This window comes from Microcoleus sp. Aus8_D2 (assembly GCF_036702665.1).
Classification (GTDB): domain Bacteria; phylum Cyanobacteriota; class Cyanobacteriia; order Cyanobacteriales; family Microcoleaceae; genus Microcoleus.
The window spans coordinates 127,946-144,299 of record NZ_JAUBUN010000003.1 but is presented as its reverse complement, the minus strand read 5'-3'; the positions used below and the strand labels follow the sequence as shown (position 1 = coordinate 144,299).

At 45.5% G+C, this 16,354-nt stretch carries 13 protein-coding genes; 6 read left to right on the top strand and 7 right to left on the bottom strand.

The genetic code is table 11. The annotated features are described in order from the left end of the window. Positions 1–24: 24 nt before the first annotated feature. A complete protein-coding gene (locus tag QUB64_RS03765; protein WP_333267647.1) occupies positions 25–5,079 on the top strand; it encodes a lipase family protein in 5,055 nt (1,684 codons plus the stop codon). A gap of 289 nt (positions 5,080–5,368) precedes the next feature. Here QUB64_RS03765 and QUB64_RS03760 read toward each other — a convergent pair whose 3' ends face one another. The 5 genes from QUB64_RS03760 to QUB64_RS03740 form a co-directional block, all read right to left on the bottom strand. Beyond that, the gene (locus QUB64_RS03760; protein ID WP_333267645.1) at positions 5,369–5,767 is read right to left on the bottom strand and encodes a type II toxin-antitoxin system VapC family toxin; all 399 of its coding nucleotides are present in this window, start codon (positions 5,765–5,767) and stop codon (positions 5,369–5,371) included. Further along, a complete protein-coding gene (locus tag QUB64_RS03755; RefSeq protein WP_333267643.1) occupies positions 5,758–5,958 on the bottom strand; it encodes a hypothetical protein in 201 nt (66 codons plus the stop codon). The genes QUB64_RS03760 and QUB64_RS03755 overlap by 10 nt, the downstream gene beginning before the upstream one ends. Positions 5,959–6,403: 445 nt before the next feature. Continuing rightward, entirely contained in the window at positions 6,404–6,586 is a 183-nt protein-coding gene (locus QUB64_RS03750; RefSeq protein ID WP_333267641.1) for a hypothetical protein, read from the bottom strand. Positions 6,587–6,595: 9 nt separating this feature from the next. Further along, on the bottom strand, positions 6,596–6,847 hold the full coding sequence (locus tag QUB64_RS03745) for a DUF2281 domain-containing protein (RefSeq protein ID WP_333267639.1): 252 nt from the start codon (positions 6,845–6,847) through the stop codon (positions 6,596–6,598). 393 nt (positions 6,848–7,240) lie between these two features. Next, positions 7,241–8,257, bottom strand: coding sequence for an adenosine kinase (locus tag QUB64_RS03740; RefSeq protein ID WP_333267637.1), 1,017 nt, complete (start codon positions 8,255–8,257; stop codon positions 7,241–7,243). A gap of 199 nt (positions 8,258–8,456) precedes the next feature. Between QUB64_RS03740 and QUB64_RS03735 the strand changes: the two genes are divergently transcribed. The 4 genes from QUB64_RS03735 to QUB64_RS03720 all read left to right on the top strand — a co-directional run bounded on the left by QUB64_RS03735 (position 8,457) and on the right by QUB64_RS03720 (position 12,371). Continuing rightward, positions 8,457–10,016: a bifunctional aminoglycoside phosphotransferase/ATP-binding protein gene (locus QUB64_RS03735; RefSeq protein ID WP_333267635.1), complete on the top strand. Its 1,560-nt coding sequence runs from the start codon at positions 8,457–8,459 to the stop codon at positions 10,014–10,016. 29 nt (positions 10,017–10,045) lie between these two features. Next, positions 10,046–10,426 carry a hypothetical protein gene (locus tag QUB64_RS03730; RefSeq protein WP_333267633.1) on the top strand — a complete coding sequence of 127 codons (381 nt, stop codon included), beginning with the start codon at positions 10,046–10,048 and terminating at the stop codon, positions 10,424–10,426. A 472-nt stretch (positions 10,427–10,898) separates the two neighbouring features. Then, positions 10,899–11,693 (top strand): YdcF family protein, encoded by a 795-nt coding sequence (locus QUB64_RS03725; protein ID WP_333267631.1) that lies wholly within the window; start codon positions 10,899–10,901, stop codon positions 11,691–11,693. A gap of 444 nt (positions 11,694–12,137) precedes the next feature. Beyond that, a complete protein-coding gene (locus QUB64_RS03720; RefSeq protein ID WP_333267629.1) occupies positions 12,138–12,371 on the top strand; it encodes a hypothetical protein in 234 nt (77 codons plus the stop codon). Between the two features lie 259 nt (positions 12,372–12,630). Here the strand turns inward: QUB64_RS03720 and QUB64_RS03715 are convergent, their stop codons facing one another. Next, positions 12,631–12,864, bottom strand: a complete 234-nt coding sequence (locus QUB64_RS03715; RefSeq protein ID WP_333267626.1) for a ferredoxin-thioredoxin reductase variable chain — start codon at positions 12,862–12,864, stop codon at positions 12,631–12,633. A gap of 47 nt (positions 12,865–12,911) precedes the next feature. On the opposite strand from QUB64_RS03715, the gene QUB64_RS03710 reads away from it, so the two are divergent. Next, positions 12,912–13,118 (top strand): hypothetical protein, encoded by a 207-nt coding sequence (locus tag QUB64_RS03710; RefSeq protein ID WP_333267624.1) that lies wholly within the window; start codon positions 12,912–12,914, stop codon positions 13,116–13,118. Here QUB64_RS03710 and QUB64_RS03705 read toward each other — a convergent pair. Then, a complete protein-coding gene (locus tag QUB64_RS03705; RefSeq protein WP_333267623.1) occupies positions 13,115–15,898 on the bottom strand; it encodes a DUF3536 domain-containing protein in 2,784 nt (927 codons plus the stop codon). The two genes, QUB64_RS03710 and QUB64_RS03705, sit on opposite strands and share 4 nt — an antisense overlap. Positions 15,899–16,354 lie beyond the last annotated feature (456 nt).

Here is a 16,354-nt window from a genome sequence, read left to right as displayed (position 1 = left end):
TATATTTTTGAGGAGATGGGATTTATGAAGTTACTCACAGATGATGTGTTGTTGGGTGGTGCAGTGGATGCGAGTGCGGTATCAGATGAGGGAGTTGTTCGGATAGCGAAGGCAACTACTGATTTGGTAACAGGTGGCTTTGAAGGAAGTCAACAAACTCTCAAGTTAGATTCAAACGGAGGAGGAACCGCCGAATATTCCTATGAGTTTTTCGACATTCCAGACGAGCTAATCCTTCGTTATGATGGCAAGGAAATTCTGAATACAGGGTTTGTTTCAGGTAAAGGAGAAGGCAAAGTTGATCTACCCTTGGGAAATTCTGATAACTTGCAGGTAATCTTAGCGACTGATAATGTAAATACTGCGTGGGAATATACGATATCGACAACACCACCAGATTCGACCACAACCCCACCAAACTCGACTACTACTCCTACCACAACCCCACCAAACTCGACTACCAACCCGAATACTTCTCCTACTTCGCAAAACATTAGCAAGGATGCTAAATATGAGTTTTTCGCCAAAGATGTTGCCTACAAAAATGGTAAAACTGTGGATAGTAATGGTAAGAACATAGTAGAGCAAACGTGGCAGCAATTATTAGGGCAGGATATCAGTAGTATTTACGATGGAAAGCGGTTTCAAGATATCGTTAACGGCTACAAAGTAGACAGAGTTTTTGACGATAAAAACACAACAAATAAGGGTACAGGCTTTTTTGCACTGGGATTGACATCCACTCGCGGGGAGCCTCCACTTTTAGCAATTCGGGGAACGGAACCAACGGCTGACTTATTTGCAGATATTTTCTCAGATATCAAACCCAAAAGTGTTGGTTTTAACCAATACGAAGCTAACCGAGAGGTCAACACTGCCGATGACAGTATACGAGTCACTCCTCTTGAATGGTTATCCCAAGTAAGTAGCGATCGCAATAAAAATCCCAATCTTTTACCTCCTGACATTACTGGTCACAGTTTGGGAGGTGCATTAACCCAACTATTTGCGGCTGACTTTACAAACCGAGGTGGCAAATTAGGAGATGTAGTAACCTTCAATTCACCTGGAATTGACAGAAGTTTAGTAAACGATTTTAAGCCACAGAATGTCTCAAATGTTAATCATTACATTGTTTCTGGGGATATTGTCAGTTTAGCAGGTGAAGCGTATATACCAGGTAAGTTTCAACTAAAAGATTTTTTTAACTTTAATCCTCTTAACAATCATTTACTACCAGTTTTAACTCAGGAGGTAAACTACGACCAACCAACCTATGACAAACCATCTGCTGATGGCAAAAACAAAAATTCAGTTAAGCCAGGGGATGTAAGGACAGTAGTTAATAACGGTTCTACAAATTGGCTGAGTGACCCTTTCTTTGCTTACGTAGATCCAGAATATACATCTTCTATAGGTCTGGTTACAGGGTCACTTGCTGGTTTAGCCCCAGGAAAATTCAAATCATTAGCATTTGTGCCACCATTACTACTATTTCGAGGAACTACTGAAGCCGCTAGAAAGACAGTCGGGACTGTGACTGATCTTACGGGAGGAGGTATTAACAACTTCGGCACAGGAGTGTCTGAAATTGTAAAGATTTTCAAAGAAGCTAGTTCTGATTTTCAATCTCGTCTGAGTGAGAGTGTTCTCTTACCAAAGCTTGATTTGAATCTACTAGATCTGATTGATATCAAGCCGATCAACTTGGCCATGAGATATGTACAGCCTAATGATACATTGAAGCTCAAAGGGGAAGTCACTCTGCCAGATCTGTTTAACGTGAGGGCTAATTTTACAGATGACAACTTTATCCAGATTAGTAAGAGCGGTATTGATGTCAAAGGTGAGCTTTATATACCAGAACTACCAATTATACCTAATCTCCTTAAACTTGAAGAAACTAAGCTATCCATTGATACAATAGAGAAAAAAGTTGAAGGGGAAGGGGTAATATTTTTTCCCGTTATCGAGAAAGGAATCGTTGCAGGGATTGGTTTAAAAAACAAAAAACTTGACTCTGCTACTCTAGGTGTAAGTGGTCTTAACATCCCCATTGGGACAACAGGCTTATCTTTGCAGAAATTGAAGGGTACTATTGGCAATATTGCTGATATTGAAAAACTAGATCTTGACGAAATTAAGAAGCTTAAGTTTGGTTTGCAAGCTAATATTACTGATAAGCTTCCAAAGCAAAAATTAGAATTACCTGATTGGACAGGTGGTAATTTTGTTGGACAACTTATTGACATTGATGCAGGCTTCAAAGTCAACAAAGATAGTTTCACCCTAGAGGGCGGTATAAAACTTATCAGCGATCAAGTGAGAGGCAAAGGGGCAATTGAACTAAATGGAGAGTTAGAATTAAATTGGAATAATAAAACTCTAAGCAGTGGTGATAAAGGTCTTAATATTTCTGTATTCGGAGATTTTGTCAAGGGTAAGTCAGATTTTAAACTTGATTCAAACTTTAACTTTAACTCGCAAGGAAAGGGAAATGTAAAATTTCCTCAAATTAGTTTAGATGCGCCTATCCTGGGTAAAGTGAACTTTGGAGGTGTACCCTTAGCAGAGGGTGAATTTAGAATAGATTACAGTAATAATAATGATTTGTCTGATGATGTTATCCAAGCCTATGGTAAGTTACCGTCAGTGGTAATTCCTATTCCTTTTCGAGATCCGATAGTAATAACACCTGACGCTACAGTGAAAGTTTTTCTTGCACCTCCAAAAGATGGTGGCCTGCAAGTTCAGGCTTCTCTTGGCAATGCCTTACCTAAAACGAGTAGCTTCACCATTACTCCTAATACCCAATGGCTGATTATGAATGCCAACTGGGATGCTGCAAATACCAACGTACCTGTTCAAGTTAAAACACCTAGCGGCACAATCATCAACGAGTCAGAATTTGCTGCTAACAACATTGCGATTGTTGACTCTCTCACCACTTCCACAACTAAAGCTGTTATTGTACCGAATCCTACATCAGGAATTTGGGATATTAAGGTAGCAAACCCCGCTGGTTTAGGTAACGTACAGTATAACGCCTTCCGAGATTCCAAAGCTCCTACTGTTCAAGTCACTAATGTTGCGACAGATGTTAAGGAACGAAACCTCAGTAATTTGCCTACTGATAACAGCGGGCAAAATGTTACCATTAACTACAACGCTTTTGATGCCGACTCTCAGGCGAAAGTCAGCTTCTTCTACGACACTGATAACCAGGGATTTAATGGCATCTTAATCAAAGATGGTCTTGATGAAACGGATGGTACTGGTAGTTTCAATTGGAACACTGAAGGTGTACCCGCCGGAGATTACTACGTCTATGCAATGGTAGTAGATGACAATAACCCACCTGTTTTCAGCTACTCTCCGAATTCTGTGCGGGTGAGTGAAGCAGCAGATTTATCTGTTACCAAAACAGCTAATGCAGATACCGCAACAGTTGGGAATAACTTAACCTACACTGTCAGTGTCACCAATAAAGGAACGAGTAACGCCAAAGAAGTAACTCTTATAGACACATTGCCAGAGGGAGTAGAATTTATTTCTGCTAGTGTCAATCCTAGTCAAAAATCAGGAAATGAGCTCACCTTTGACCTCGGAAACTTAAACAACGGTGAAGCTAAAACTATCAAGGTCACTGTTACTCCGCCAAAAACAGGAAATATCACTGGTAGTGCTCAGGTGACGAGTAAAACTTTCGATTCTGATGCTACAAACGATATTGCTGTTCTCACTACATCAGTCAAGCCAGTTTCTACTGATCTTAGCATCACGACAACAGGAACTCCCACCACAGTCAATCTAGGAGATAAACTTACCTACAACCTAACAGTCACGAACAATAGTCCCACGAAAGCCACAGATGTCACCCTTACCAACGAATTGCCATCTGGATTGAAAGATGTTTCTATCACGTCTAGCAAGGGTGGAACCACCAAAAACAACAATGGAATTGTTACTGCTGAATTGGGAAATTTAAACACCAGTGAATCCGCAACAGTAACTATTAACGCCACTTCCATCGCTGCGGGAACTTTCAGTAATACTGCCAGCGTTACCAGCAAAGAAGCTGATTTGGAATCAGCTAATAATACTCTCACTCAGCGGACAAGAGTTAATTCCAAAAATCCTGACCCGGCTGATCTAGAGTTGATTCAGACAGTGGACAACCCTAATCCAAATGTTGGAGAGCAAGTTAATATCACTCTAGCTTTGACAAACAAGGGAGCGGGTATTGCCAGTAGCATCAATATTACCAACCTATTACCTCCCGGACTGAATTTTGTATCTGCTACACCTGAACAAGGTCGTTATGACAATAGTAAAGGTGTCTGGGATGTAGGCAACATGAAAGATAATCTCACCCGAACTTTAAAAATTACAGCAATTGTTACTGCTCCTAACTCAACGACTAATCTAGCAGCAGTCACGGCTGTTAATGAACCCGATCCAAACCCTCTCAATAACCAAGCTTCACTTACAATTAATCCGATAGGGAATGGCGGATCTACTCCTGGCCAAAAAGTTTCGATTTTGGGGACTTCAGGAAATGATAACTTGGTCGGCTCTTTTGAGCCTGATGTCATCTATGGCTTGACAGGAAATGACACCATCGGTGGGATGGGCGAAACCGATACCCTCTATGGAAACAAAGATGATGATGTTATCAACGGCAATCAGGCTAACGATCTAATAATTGGCGGAAAAGGCAATGATTTACTTTTGGGAGGAAAAGGTAACGATCAAATATATGGCGACATAGGGAATGACACTCTCATTGGTGGTTTAGGTCAAGAGATCTTAGTTGGCGGGCCTGGTGTTGATACTTTTGTTCTGCCTACTAAGGGTGCAGTATCTACTGATTTTCTAGCAGATACTATCCTAGATTTTCAAGTGGGAGTTGATAAGATTGCATTAACAGATGGATTAAAATTCTCTAATTTAATTCTAACCACAGTTGACAATAAAACTGTCGTTAAGATTGCCGGAAATAATCAAATATTAGGTGTTGTTGCTGGTGTATCACCTAGTCAGTTAAGTAACAGTTTTGTCTCATCAAATCTACCATAGATTTAAGTTCCTGGAAGTTAAGCGAGATCCCTTACGTCAAAAAGAGCGATCGACCTTTCCCCCATCCGCGTCCATCAGCGTGAAGGAGCGGTTCAAAAGAGCGAGATCCCTTACGTCAAAAAGAGCGATCGCCTTTTCCCCCATCAGCGTCCATCAGCGTGAAGGAGCGGTTCAAAAGTGCGATCGCCCTTTCGTCAAAAAGAGCGATCGACCTTTCCCCCATTCGCATCCATCAGCGTGAAGGAGCGGTTCAAAAGTGCGATCGCCTTCTCCATGCTCACGCTCTTGATTAAGGGGTGCGGATAACTTGAATCAGCCCCGTATAAAAAGCTGTATCGTAGGTAATAACAGGCAAATTTTCGAGTTCAGCTTGTGCCATAATCATCCGGTCAAAGGGGTCGCGGTGAGCAATGGGCAGACTGCCAGCATGGAGGGCATGGGCTGAAGTTATAGCTAATTCCATAAATTGGGCTCGGTGGAGGATTTGCGAATATTCCTCAACAATCTGTTTGGCTTCGGGAAGTTTACCGATGCGATATTTGGTGGCTATTTCCCAGGCTGAAACAGTGCTGACAAGGATATTAAAATCGGGGTTGCGAATGATATCGCGGCATTTGGCATTGAGTTTAGGGTCGTCAAAAAGCCACCACAGCAGAATATGAGTATCGATTAGGTAGTTTATTCCCATTGTTGGAGTTCTTCTTCTGGTAGCGGCTCAAAAAAAGCATCACCGAGTTGTCCCGTCAGTAAACCAGGGGTGCGAGGCTGTGGGCGTTCTCGTCTTAATCCGAGGCGAAAGTAGTGAATCAAATCATAGATTTCTGCGAGTTTATCTTCCGGGATGTCTTGTAATTCTTGAACGATTTTCTGAATTAGCATAAATCAAGCTGTCCGATAGTTGCTGATTAATCGATCGCACTACAAGAGTTGCGGCTTAGTCTATTATGGCTCATCCTACAGAGGCACAAGTCGGCGACGGGCGTCCAGAGGGCGAGATTCCTTCCCCCTACCCGCGTCCATCCGCGTGAAGGAGCGGTTCAAAAGTGATCTCGCCTCCTCTCCTCTACTAGATTTACTATATCGAGCGATCGAGCAAATACAAGCCGCACTTGATGACTCATATTCAATACCAATCCGCGATCGCAAGTCCTGAAACCCTAGAAAATTCCTTGACATTGTGGGTAACAAGAGTCCCTTGCAGTGATACGGCTGTCCCTACAATTAAAACATCCATCGGGCCAATGGGAGTACCTTGTTGCTCCAACTGAGCGCGGATTGTGGCCACAGCAACAGCAGAATCGCGATCGAAAGGAACAAGATTAACTCAGCTCAAAAGTTGCTGAAGTTGTTGGGTACGTTTTGCAGGCGAAGTAGATTTAGCAATACCGACTTGTAATTCAAATAGGACGATCGTAGAAATGCAAATTTCTTCTGGAGATACATTGGCAAAGTTTTGGACAACTTGTCCTTGTCCTTTGAAGTAGTAAATTAGCGTGTTTGTATCCAAAACCTACATCTAAAAGCTCTCCCGCAAAATGTCTTCCCCCGACTCGGTACGAATCTCCTCCAGAGTAGGAAAATCTTCTGCCCACGTTCCAGCGAGGGAATAAACCAATTCCTGCCAAGGAGTCGAAGCATCTACTATATTGATGGATTCCTTCGCATTCAAATGCTTAGCACGAATAAATTCAGCGAAAGTTAGAATTTCGCTAGCTTGGTCTTGAGGAAGGCTTTTGACGATCGCATAAATCTGTTCAATGATAGTCATAATCGGGTTATACGTAAAGTACAATTTTAGAAGGAAGAAGAAAGAAGGAAGAAGGAAAGAAGACATACACAGGAATCTTTTTCGCGAGCCGTATTTTACGTTTAATTAAGTGGATTTAATTAAAACTAAGGCTCTCATCAACCCGGTTTCTACGATAAATCTTCGTTTACCAACGATAAATCTACATAGAAACCGGGTTTTTGACCCCCTGTAGGAGCATTCTGAATTAGTACATTTTACTGCGCTTCACGCCGTTTCTTCCCTCTGCATCCATTGTGGCACAGGCATCTTGCCTGTGCATTGATTGTGGCACAGGCATCTTGCCTGTGAATCATCAGTTAAAAAAGTATATGAAGCGCAGCCATCCCCCAGAGAATCTTCCCTTTTCAACTACTAACCAGAAATCACCTGATTCAGTAAATGAGCCTGAGAACCTTCAAGACGGGGGCCGTGAATCTGCACCACCAAAGAAGCTAAATAATTGCCCCAACGAGCGGCTTTTGCAGCACTCAAACCATTAGTAATTCCAAACAAAACACCGCCCGCAAAAGCATCGCCAGCACCCACAGTATCGATCGCCTTTACGGGAAATCCAGCCACATCCACAATCTGTTTGTTCTCCACCACCATGCAGCCCTTATCCCCATTCGTGATAAAAGCCAAATCCGAAATCTCGCTCATCTTCCGAGCGCACTCTTCCAGAGATTCCTCCTTAAAAAAGCTCCGCACCTCGTCAGCATTGCAAAAAATGACATCGCAATATTCCGAAACCACCTTGTGAAAATCATCCGCAAATCGATCGACCAAAAAGCCATCCGAAAAAGTAAAAGCCACCTTCACACCCAGACGCTTAGACTGTTCCATCGTCTCAATACTAGCCTTTCTGGGCTCGATCGCATCCCAAAGATAGCCCTCAACATAACTGTACTTGCAGTGAGACAGGCGATCGACATCAATATCAGTCGCCGCCAGAGTAGTAGAAACCCCCAAATTAGTACACAGCGTGCGTTCCGCATCCGGCGTAGTCAGCACCACACAAGTACCAGTGGGCCCATTCGACTCAGTAGCAGGATGCACGTTAAAATCAATCCCCGCCTCCAGCAAATCTTGTCGGTAAAATTCGCCGTTAGTATCCTTAGCAACCTTCCCCGAATAATAGCCTTTACCGCCGCTCTGAGCCAAACCAATCATCGTATTGGCGGCAGAACCCCCCGATCGCATTTGCAGCGAACTGTGTTCCAAATCGTGCAAAATTCCCCCCTGCGTTTCCGAATTCATCAGCGTCATCGCGCCGCGATTCAGCCCGTGCTTGACCACAAATTCATCTTCGACTAATGCTAAGATGTCTACCAGGGCATTGCCCACGCCAAACACATCCACGGAACCGGATTCTTGATTATTTTGAGTCATTGCTACTTTTTGGTTTACGCTAACTATCAACTCTATAATAAATCGGATTAAAGTCAACATCCCAAATCACAATCCCCAGTCCCCAATCCCCAATCCCCAATCCCCAATTCTCAATCTAAAAATCCCCAATCTCCAATTCTCAATCTAAAAATTTAAAAATCCCCAATCTAAAATCTAAAATCTAAAATCTAAAATCGATATGGTTTCTCTCCCACCTTTGATTCAGCAGATGTTGCAGCCGGGGTTCTATCCCCACAGCGTCACACAACCAGTCCAGCTAGTTCAGACTCACATTTCCTTTATTCTACTGACTGGAGATTATACTTATAAAATTAAGAAACCCGTCGATTTTGGCTTTTTGGACTATTCAACTGTGGAAAAACGGCAGCATTTCTGCAATCAAGAATTGCAAATGAACCGACGCACCGCACCAGAAATTTATCTCGAAGTTTTGCCAATTGTTCAAAGCGGCGATGCGTTTCACTTTGGCAGCAATGCACCAGATGTAACTTCAGCACAAGTTGCTGTAGAATACGCGCTTAAAATGCGGGAGTTTTCTCAAGATTCGCTGTTGCTTAGTTTGTTAGATCGCGGACTGTTGACCGAGCAAATTATGGCAGACTTAGGGCGCGAAGTTGCCAAATTTCACCGCACGGCAATTACTAATAACTACATTAGCACCTTTGGCGAAGTCGGTCAGATTCGCACAGCCATAGATAACAATTACCGGATTTCCCAAAAATATATCGGCGGGCCGCAGACTCCGAGTCAATATCAGGAAACTAAAGATTATAGTGATGCGTTTTTTGAGGCAAATCAAGATTTGTTTGAGCGACGGATTGCTAACAATAAAATTCGCGAGTGCCATGGAGATTTGCACTTGCGGAATATCGCGCTGTGGCAAGATAAAATATTGATATTTGACTGCATTGAATTTAACGAACCTTTTCGCTTTGTTGACGTGATGTACGATGTCGCTTTTACAGTCATGGATTTGGAATCGCGGGGGCGCAGAGATTTAGGCAATGTTTTTCTCAATACTTACGTCGAACAAACAGGCGATTGGGAAGGACTGCAAGTGCTGCCGCTGTATTTGAGCCGTCAAGCTTATGTGAGAGCAAAAGTAACTTCGTTAATGTTGGATGATGACTCGGTTTCAACTGATGAAAAAGCGCAGATTTCACAGACTGCCGCTCATTACTACAAATTGGCTTGGGAATACACAAAGCCGCGCCCGGGAAAGTTAACTTTGATGTCTGGTTTGTCGGGTTCTGGGAAGAGTACAGCGGCTCGATATTTGGCCCGCCGCACTGGGGCGATTCACATTAGATCCGATGCTGTTCGCAAACATTTAGCGGGAATTCCTTTAAATGAACGGGGTAGCCAAGATTTGTACTCGGATGAGATGACGGCACGGACTTATGGTAGATTGTTAGAGTTGGGGATAATCCTGGCCCAGCGAGGTTGGAATGTGATTTTAGATGCTAAGTTCGATCGCCAAAACTTGAGAACCGATGCCATAAATCTCGCTCAATCCCGCGGCTTACCGCTGCAAATCGTTTACTGCACCGCACCAATGGCAGTATTGCGAGAACGACTGCAACAGCGCACAGGCGATATTGCCGACGCGACAGCAGAACTATTGAGCTCGCAGCAAGCAGAAGCAGAACCTTTTACAGAATTAGAGCAAATTTCTGTAAAGATTGTAGATACCGCGACCGACTTAGAGGTACAATTAAATTTGATTTGTGGGGAGTAGTTGCAGCGCGATCGCCCTTGCAAATTTGATTGTCTGCTAATATTGTCAATATCTTTCTGTATTATTACAAAAATAACTTGCAGCTCATGGCAAAATTTAACGGAGACTCCAAGGGGTTTAACCCCGCGCTGATCTGGTTTGTGTTGTTTACCGTTGGGTTTCGCTTAGTAGGATGTAGTCTGCCCGTGAGTATTGGCCTTGGTGTCCTCGGCGGTGTGGCAGCAGGTTTAATGGTCGCTTGGTGGCACAACGAACTACTACTCAACCCCAATACAGGTTCTAAGGATAAAAAATCTGATGCTATCCTCAATAAAGAAGTAGTGGAAGTAGACGGCCATAAATATAAAACCTCCAGGCGTGAAGCTACTTCACTGTTTGACTGGTTCTCGACTCCTGAAGACCGCCGCTAGCAGCGAATTTTTTTATGATTGAGTTTTGAGCTTTAATTTTAACAGTGTAAAATTCACAACTCAATCATGAAAATTAAACTTTTAGGTTAAGATAATTGCCAGCTCCCTGGCACTCCCAACCTTGCCGCTCTTGAAATCATCTGCGTTTATCTGCCTTGAATTTGCGGTTTTCGTATTGAGGAAATATTGGCAATAAGTCTACCAATTCCCAATTATCAATTACCAATTATATTAGGTCCGATCGATTCCCATGACAAAAACAGTTTGTAGTGCGGACTTTAGTCCGCAGGCTAAGAACGGACTAAAGTCCGCACTACGAACGAATCTTAAAGTTTGTAGTGCGGACTTTAGTCCGCAGGCTAAGAACGGACTAAAGTCCGCACTACGAACGAATGTTACTGCGGTTAATTGAGCAGACACGGTATTACAAATTACAAATTATCGCTAACGAGCAATTTGAATTACTTGCTGAATGTTTCTATTTCTGTCTAAACTTCTGCCGCTGTTGATTTATCCTTTGGGGTTGAGTTGCTTGTTAATGATGGCGGCTTTAATCACCCTTTGGAAACGTCCCAAATGGGCGGCGGCGCCAATGGCTGGGGCTCTAATTATTTTACTGCTTGGAAGTACCGGTTGGGTGTCGAAATCGTTAGTACGATCGCTCGAATGGCAAAATTTACCAACCGCCGAACTCCCCCAAGCATCCGCGATTATCGTCTTGGGCGGCGGTGTCAAAGCAGCGTTACCTCCCCGCCCTTGGGTAGAATTGGGGGAAGCGGGCGATCGTATAATATACGCTTCCCGACTTTACCGTCAAGGCAAAGCTCCCCTGTTAGTTCTGACTGGCGGTAGAGTAGATTGGAAAGGCGGGGGCTCTCCCGAATCGGCAGATATGGCAGAAATTGCCCAAACAATGGGCGTACCGGCATCAGCCATTCTGCAAGATCCCGACTCCAACAACACCTATGAAAATGCCGTCAACGTGAGGAAAATCTTAGATGCCAAAGGTATAAAAGAGCCTGTATTATTAGTGACATCGGCGATGCACATGACTCGATCGCGTTTAATTTTTCAGCGTCAGGGAATAAAAGTTATTGCCGCACCAACAGACTTTCAGATTACGCAGCAGGATATTGCAGCATCCCAGAACAACTCGCAAGCATTCGCGCTGGATTTATTGCCTGATACCTATTATCTACATCAGTCAACTAAAGCTTTGAAAGAATACATCGGCTTAATCGTGTATCGCCTGCGCGGATGGCTTTAAGAGATTTGAGATTTGAGATTTGGGATTTTAGATTGAATATCTTAAGCTAAGAAGGAAGTTCGGCAGCGAGCAATGTGCGGAATGTAACGAATGTAACGGATGCAAGAATTCCCAATGACAACTGTCAACTGTCAACTATCCACTAACAACTGTCAACTGTCAACTGTCAACTATCAACTATCAACTGTCAACTGCTATATAGCGGTTCTCAAGCGTGGTGAGGATAGCCCTATGCCCTATGCCCGGTTTGGCCTATGCCCTATGCCCGGTTTGGCCTATGCCCGGTTTGGCCTATGCCCTATGCCCATGCCCTATGCCCTATGCCCTATGCCCTATGCCCTATGCCCTATGCCCTATGTATAGTACCTCATCTTTCTGAGAAAGGCTATATGTTAGCTTAAAGTCATTACAGCCAATATTTGCCACAGTCGCCCCCAAACAATCATGTTGCCCCACGAGTTGCAAAACGTTGTCCCAGAATCGACCCCAGCAGCCGAAATTTTCCAACAAAACCAAATTGTTCGCGAGTTTTACGGCGAGATTAAGTACCGTGAAGAACTACAACGTCACTGTCAGTGGTATTATGCTACAGCTAAGCAGCACCAGCAGGAATTGCAGAAAATGCAGGGAGATTTCAACATCTTCGGTTGGTTCTGTCGCGGACGGTCTAAAAATTAAGCATTAAACAAAAAAGATGGTTTGTAGTAAGGACTTTAGTCCTGCCGACAGACTAAAAGCCCAAGAAAAAACATAAGTCCTGACTACAAACTCAAGCATGGTTACAGCGCCGGATTTGATACAAGTTGGCAAAATTAATGCCTGTTTATAAAAGCTGCAAACCCATATCTCATCGGTCATTCCCAATCCAAAATCTCAAATCTCAAATCTCAAATGGTATGAGATTATCTTTGGATTCCGGCTGCAACTTTTGAGAGTCCTAGGCTTGGGAAGATATCAATTCGACTTCATCTTCTTTGAAGTGAGCTCGAAATTTTTTGTCAAACTGAACTAAAACCGGCCAGTTAGCACTGACAGGTCTGCCATGCCATTCGTGAACGATCGCCACGACTTCTCCTTCCAGACCCTTAATATCAACTGGTTGACTGCGATTTTCCGGGTGGTGGTAGACAACAACAGAGTTTTTAACGCAAACGCGATCGCCAATTTTCATAGTTAAAAATTTAGTGTTCTTTCTTCAAAACTCTACAAAGCCTGCAAGTGGATAACACCTGCAGGCTTTGGGGACAGTCTTTTCATCTTCCCACAGAAGTAGAGCGAAAACTTAAAGAAAATTGGCGGTTGTCTGTCGGTACTTCGATCGCCCGTCCGCCTGAATGCCGATCGACTCTGATTCGATCCCCACCGCCCGATCGGCATTTAAACAGATCGGGCGGATTCTGGTGCGCCGGAATTGATGCAGGCTAATCGACGAGCGATCGGCTTAACTGATCCAACCAACACTCAACATCAACGGCGAGAGTTTGACCCAACTCCAGCAACTGCCGGATCGAAGGCAACTCCCAGCCGCCGTCTGAGCGGGCGATATCTAAGGCAACGGGAGCGACCTTATTGTTGCCCGCCGCCGCAGCTTGCCGTTGCAGCCAGCCCAAACACAGAGGCACAATTTGACTGTACAGAGAATCGAAATACAGTTCCTGCGATTTGTCCAAACACAAACCCAGACTCAGCCGATCGCCCACAGCAATCAAACGCTCGATGTAGCGGATATCAGCTTCCAACTTGAGGGGCGATCGTTCGTCCGCGTCCGATCCGGCTTGCAGCAGCGCGTCTAGCGATCGCCAAACCAGCCGTTCCAAAATTTGCTTAACTTCGGGAACCTTCAACCGGCTGCGGAGGTGGCCCGCTTCAGTGGCGAGATCCTCAATTTCCGCCAGCAGCGACTCCGCGTCCTCTGTTTCCACATCCAACGCCTTCGCCGCCGTCAAACAGCGGTGTCCCAAAGCCACCTCAGCGGCCACCTGCAACTCTACCGGCACCGGCAACTCGTCGCGGTGGAAAGCCATCATCACGCCGTAATTTTCGCGATAAACCTGAGTGTAAAGCTGATCCAAGCGAGTCAAATTTTCTTGACTCAGCAACTGCACGATGCGGTGGCGTTCCTCAGCGAACAAATCCCGCAAGCTAAAGGACTGATCCCCAAACAACCGCACCATTTCCAGAATCGCGTGGGCCGCCGAAGCTTCTTGGAGAACTCCAAACAACCGATCTTTGAGCATGGTGTAAGACTTGCGGCTCCCAAAAGGCTGAATGCAGCAGTGGAAGTCCCAGCCGCCGAGGTGGAACGCAGCAAACACAAAAACCTCTGTTTCCCGCGTAATTTCTGAGGTTAACTCCAATTGACCCACAGCCAGAGTCATCGAGCCCATGCGCTGAATTTGAAAATCTTGCTGTTCGGCCTGATAGCAGTAAATCCGCTGTTCGCGAGGATATTTGGCAAACAAAGAACTGATTGCGTAGTGGGCGGCCACTTGTCTGAGACTAATTTGGGCCGTCGTGACCAATTGGCGGTAAACTTCTGCCCCTGTTTTGAAACAGTCAACGTTGCTGGGTACGAGGGCCAGCCGATCGATAAAATCCTTTTCTAGCTGGACGGCGGCGACTTCCCCCGCCAATTCCACCGCCCGCGCCGCGTAGCGGAGAATTTGCACGCCTTCGGGGCGAGAGACTTCTTCAAAAAACCAGCCGCAGCTAGTGAACATTAACAAAGTGTGGCGCTGCATTTCCAGCAGGCGCAAGGCGTCTACCTGTTCGGCGCCGTCGAGTTCGTGACTTTGATGGCGATCGAGAAAACGGTCAACATTAGCGGGCGATCGATCGCGAATCACATCAATGTATTCATCTCTAGCTTTCCAGGGATCGCGAAACAGCTTGCGTCCCGCTTCCTCATAAATCGGAATCAGCCGATCGCGCAGCCAGTTCAAAGTCTCCCGCAAAGGCTTGCGCCACAGGAGATGCCACCCGCCGCCACCACCGCACCCACAATCATCTTGCCAGCGATCGACCCCATGAGAGCAACTCCAGGCCGTCACCGGTTTGAGTTCCACTTCCCAAGTGCTGGGATTTTGACTTAAATAATGAGCATAATTCGTCACCGTCCAGCCGCGCCGGGGGAACTCTTCTGTGAAGGCGTAGGCGAGACATTTTTCGGTACTGTTTTTGTGGTGTCCGAAAGTTTCGCCGTCTGTCGCCACGGAGATTAATTGAGCCGGTCTGTGGTCTCCCCGCACTGCTTGACCCAAGCGCCCCGCCAAGTGGTTGCTGCTGCTGAGAACGTCGTTGAAACCCATATCCCGCGAGATCGGGCCGTCGTAGAAAAAGATATCGATGTAGGGAGTGTTGGAACTCGGGACTGGGGAAGGCTGGCCGTGTCCGCGCCCCAAGTAGTGAGAGCTCAGCGGCGAAAGTTGGTTGGAAGCCATCAAGCGCATTTCCGGCTTCAAATAGCAGCGGTACGGGCGAGTCGGATCGATTTGACCGCCGCCGACTTCGTGCCATTCTCGATCTGTTTCTGATTGGTTTTCTTGGTTTTGCCCGATTAGCGGGCGGCAGCGTTCGGCTTGGGAGGGGGCCAAGACAATGAAACGGATGCCTTCCGCCGCCAAAACTTCCAGGGTGGCGTAGTCTACGGCGGTTTCGGCGAGCCACATTCCTTCGGGATTGCGATCGAATCTGGAGCGGAAATCTGCGATCCCCCAGCGAATTTGGGTGTATTTGTCTCGCTCGTTCGCCAACGGCATGATGATGTGATTGTACACTTGGGCGATCGCGTTACCGTGACCGTTGAGGCGCTGAGAGCTTTTGCGATCGGCTTCCAGAATCCGCTGGTAAACTTCCGGATCGTAGCGTTCCAGCCAGCTCATCAGGGTCGGGCCGATGTTGAAGCTGAGATACTCGTAGTTGTTGACGATCCCCGCTACGAGGCCGCGATCGTTGAGTATGCGCGCAAAGGCGTTCGGGCGGTAGCACTCGTTGTCAATGCGTTCGTTCCAGTCGTGGAAGGGAGAGGCGCTCCCTTGGCGTTCGATCGCGTCCAGGTAAGGGTTTTCTCGCGGTGGCTGGTAAAAGTGACCGTGAACTGTGATGCACACTCCCGTTGCAGTAGCCGCGCTGCTTTGGCTTGCAGCCGTCAAGCTGGGCGCAGATACAGGGAGTACGTCGGACTGAGTTTTAGAAATCGAAACCATGCGATCGAATCCTCAAGTAGTTAAAGACAAGAAAATCAGCCTAATCGGGAACTGAAACCTTACGCAGCATGGGTTTCAGTTAGGCCTCTGTAGATGTTAAATTTTGGAAGCAAAATTTTGCTTCATTTGTTGTATTGCCAGCAAAGCATTCGTTGCAATGTATCAACCATCGATCCCTGAGTTTTTCTGCCAATGCTTTGCTGTTCAAAGAGTTAAAAAAGGTAGCTGTTGCTGCTTTCTGGCACTTGCGACCCATTTCAGGTTAGTGCTTGCAGGGCTGCTGCTTAAGAGTTTTGATTTACATTGCTGGATCTTAAAGTCTTCTTGATTAAATAGCAACTTTTCCCCGGAAAAATTTAATCTTTGGCGATCGACAAGCGGGCAATTGTGCGGGTAAAATTTAAGAACAGGGCGAAACCCCTCAGCAGGCAAAACTTTGGCAGAGGGGTCTGTTGC

Excerpts from the sequence above, each read along its gene's own strand:
- QUB64_RS03705 (WP_333267623.1), bottom strand. The coding sequence starts at position 15,898 with ATGGTTTCGATTTCTAAAACTCAGTCCGACGTACTCCCTGTATCTGCG.
- QUB64_RS03745 (WP_333267639.1), bottom strand. The coding sequence starts at position 6,847 with ATGACTATCATTGAACAGATTTATGCGATCGTCAAAAGCCTTCCTCAA.
- QUB64_RS03765 (WP_333267647.1), top strand. The coding sequence starts at position 25 with ATGAAGTTACTCACAGATGATGTGTTGTTGGGTGGTGCAGTGGATGCG.
- QUB64_RS03755 (WP_333267643.1), bottom strand. The coding sequence starts at position 5,958 with ATGCTAATTCAGAAAATCGTTCAAGAATTACAAGACATCCCGGAAGAT.
- QUB64_RS03715 (WP_333267626.1), bottom strand. The coding sequence starts at position 12,864 with ATGAAAATTGGCGATCGCGTTTGCGTTAAAAACTCTGTTGTTGTCTAC.
- QUB64_RS03725 (WP_333267631.1), top strand. The coding sequence starts at position 10,899 with ATGTTTCTATTTCTGTCTAAACTTCTGCCGCTGTTGATTTATCCTTTG.
- QUB64_RS03760 (WP_333267645.1), bottom strand. The coding sequence starts at position 5,767 with ATGGGAATAAACTACCTAATCGATACTCATATTCTGCTGTGGTGGCTT.
- QUB64_RS03735 (WP_333267635.1), top strand. The coding sequence starts at position 8,457 with ATGGTTTCTCTCCCACCTTTGATTCAGCAGATGTTGCAGCCGGGGTTC.
- QUB64_RS03720 (WP_333267629.1), top strand. The coding sequence starts at position 12,138 with ATGTTGCCCCACGAGTTGCAAAACGTTGTCCCAGAATCGACCCCAGCA.
- QUB64_RS03740 (WP_333267637.1), bottom strand. The coding sequence starts at position 8,257 with ATGACTCAAAATAATCAAGAATCCGGTTCCGTGGATGTGTTTGGCGTG.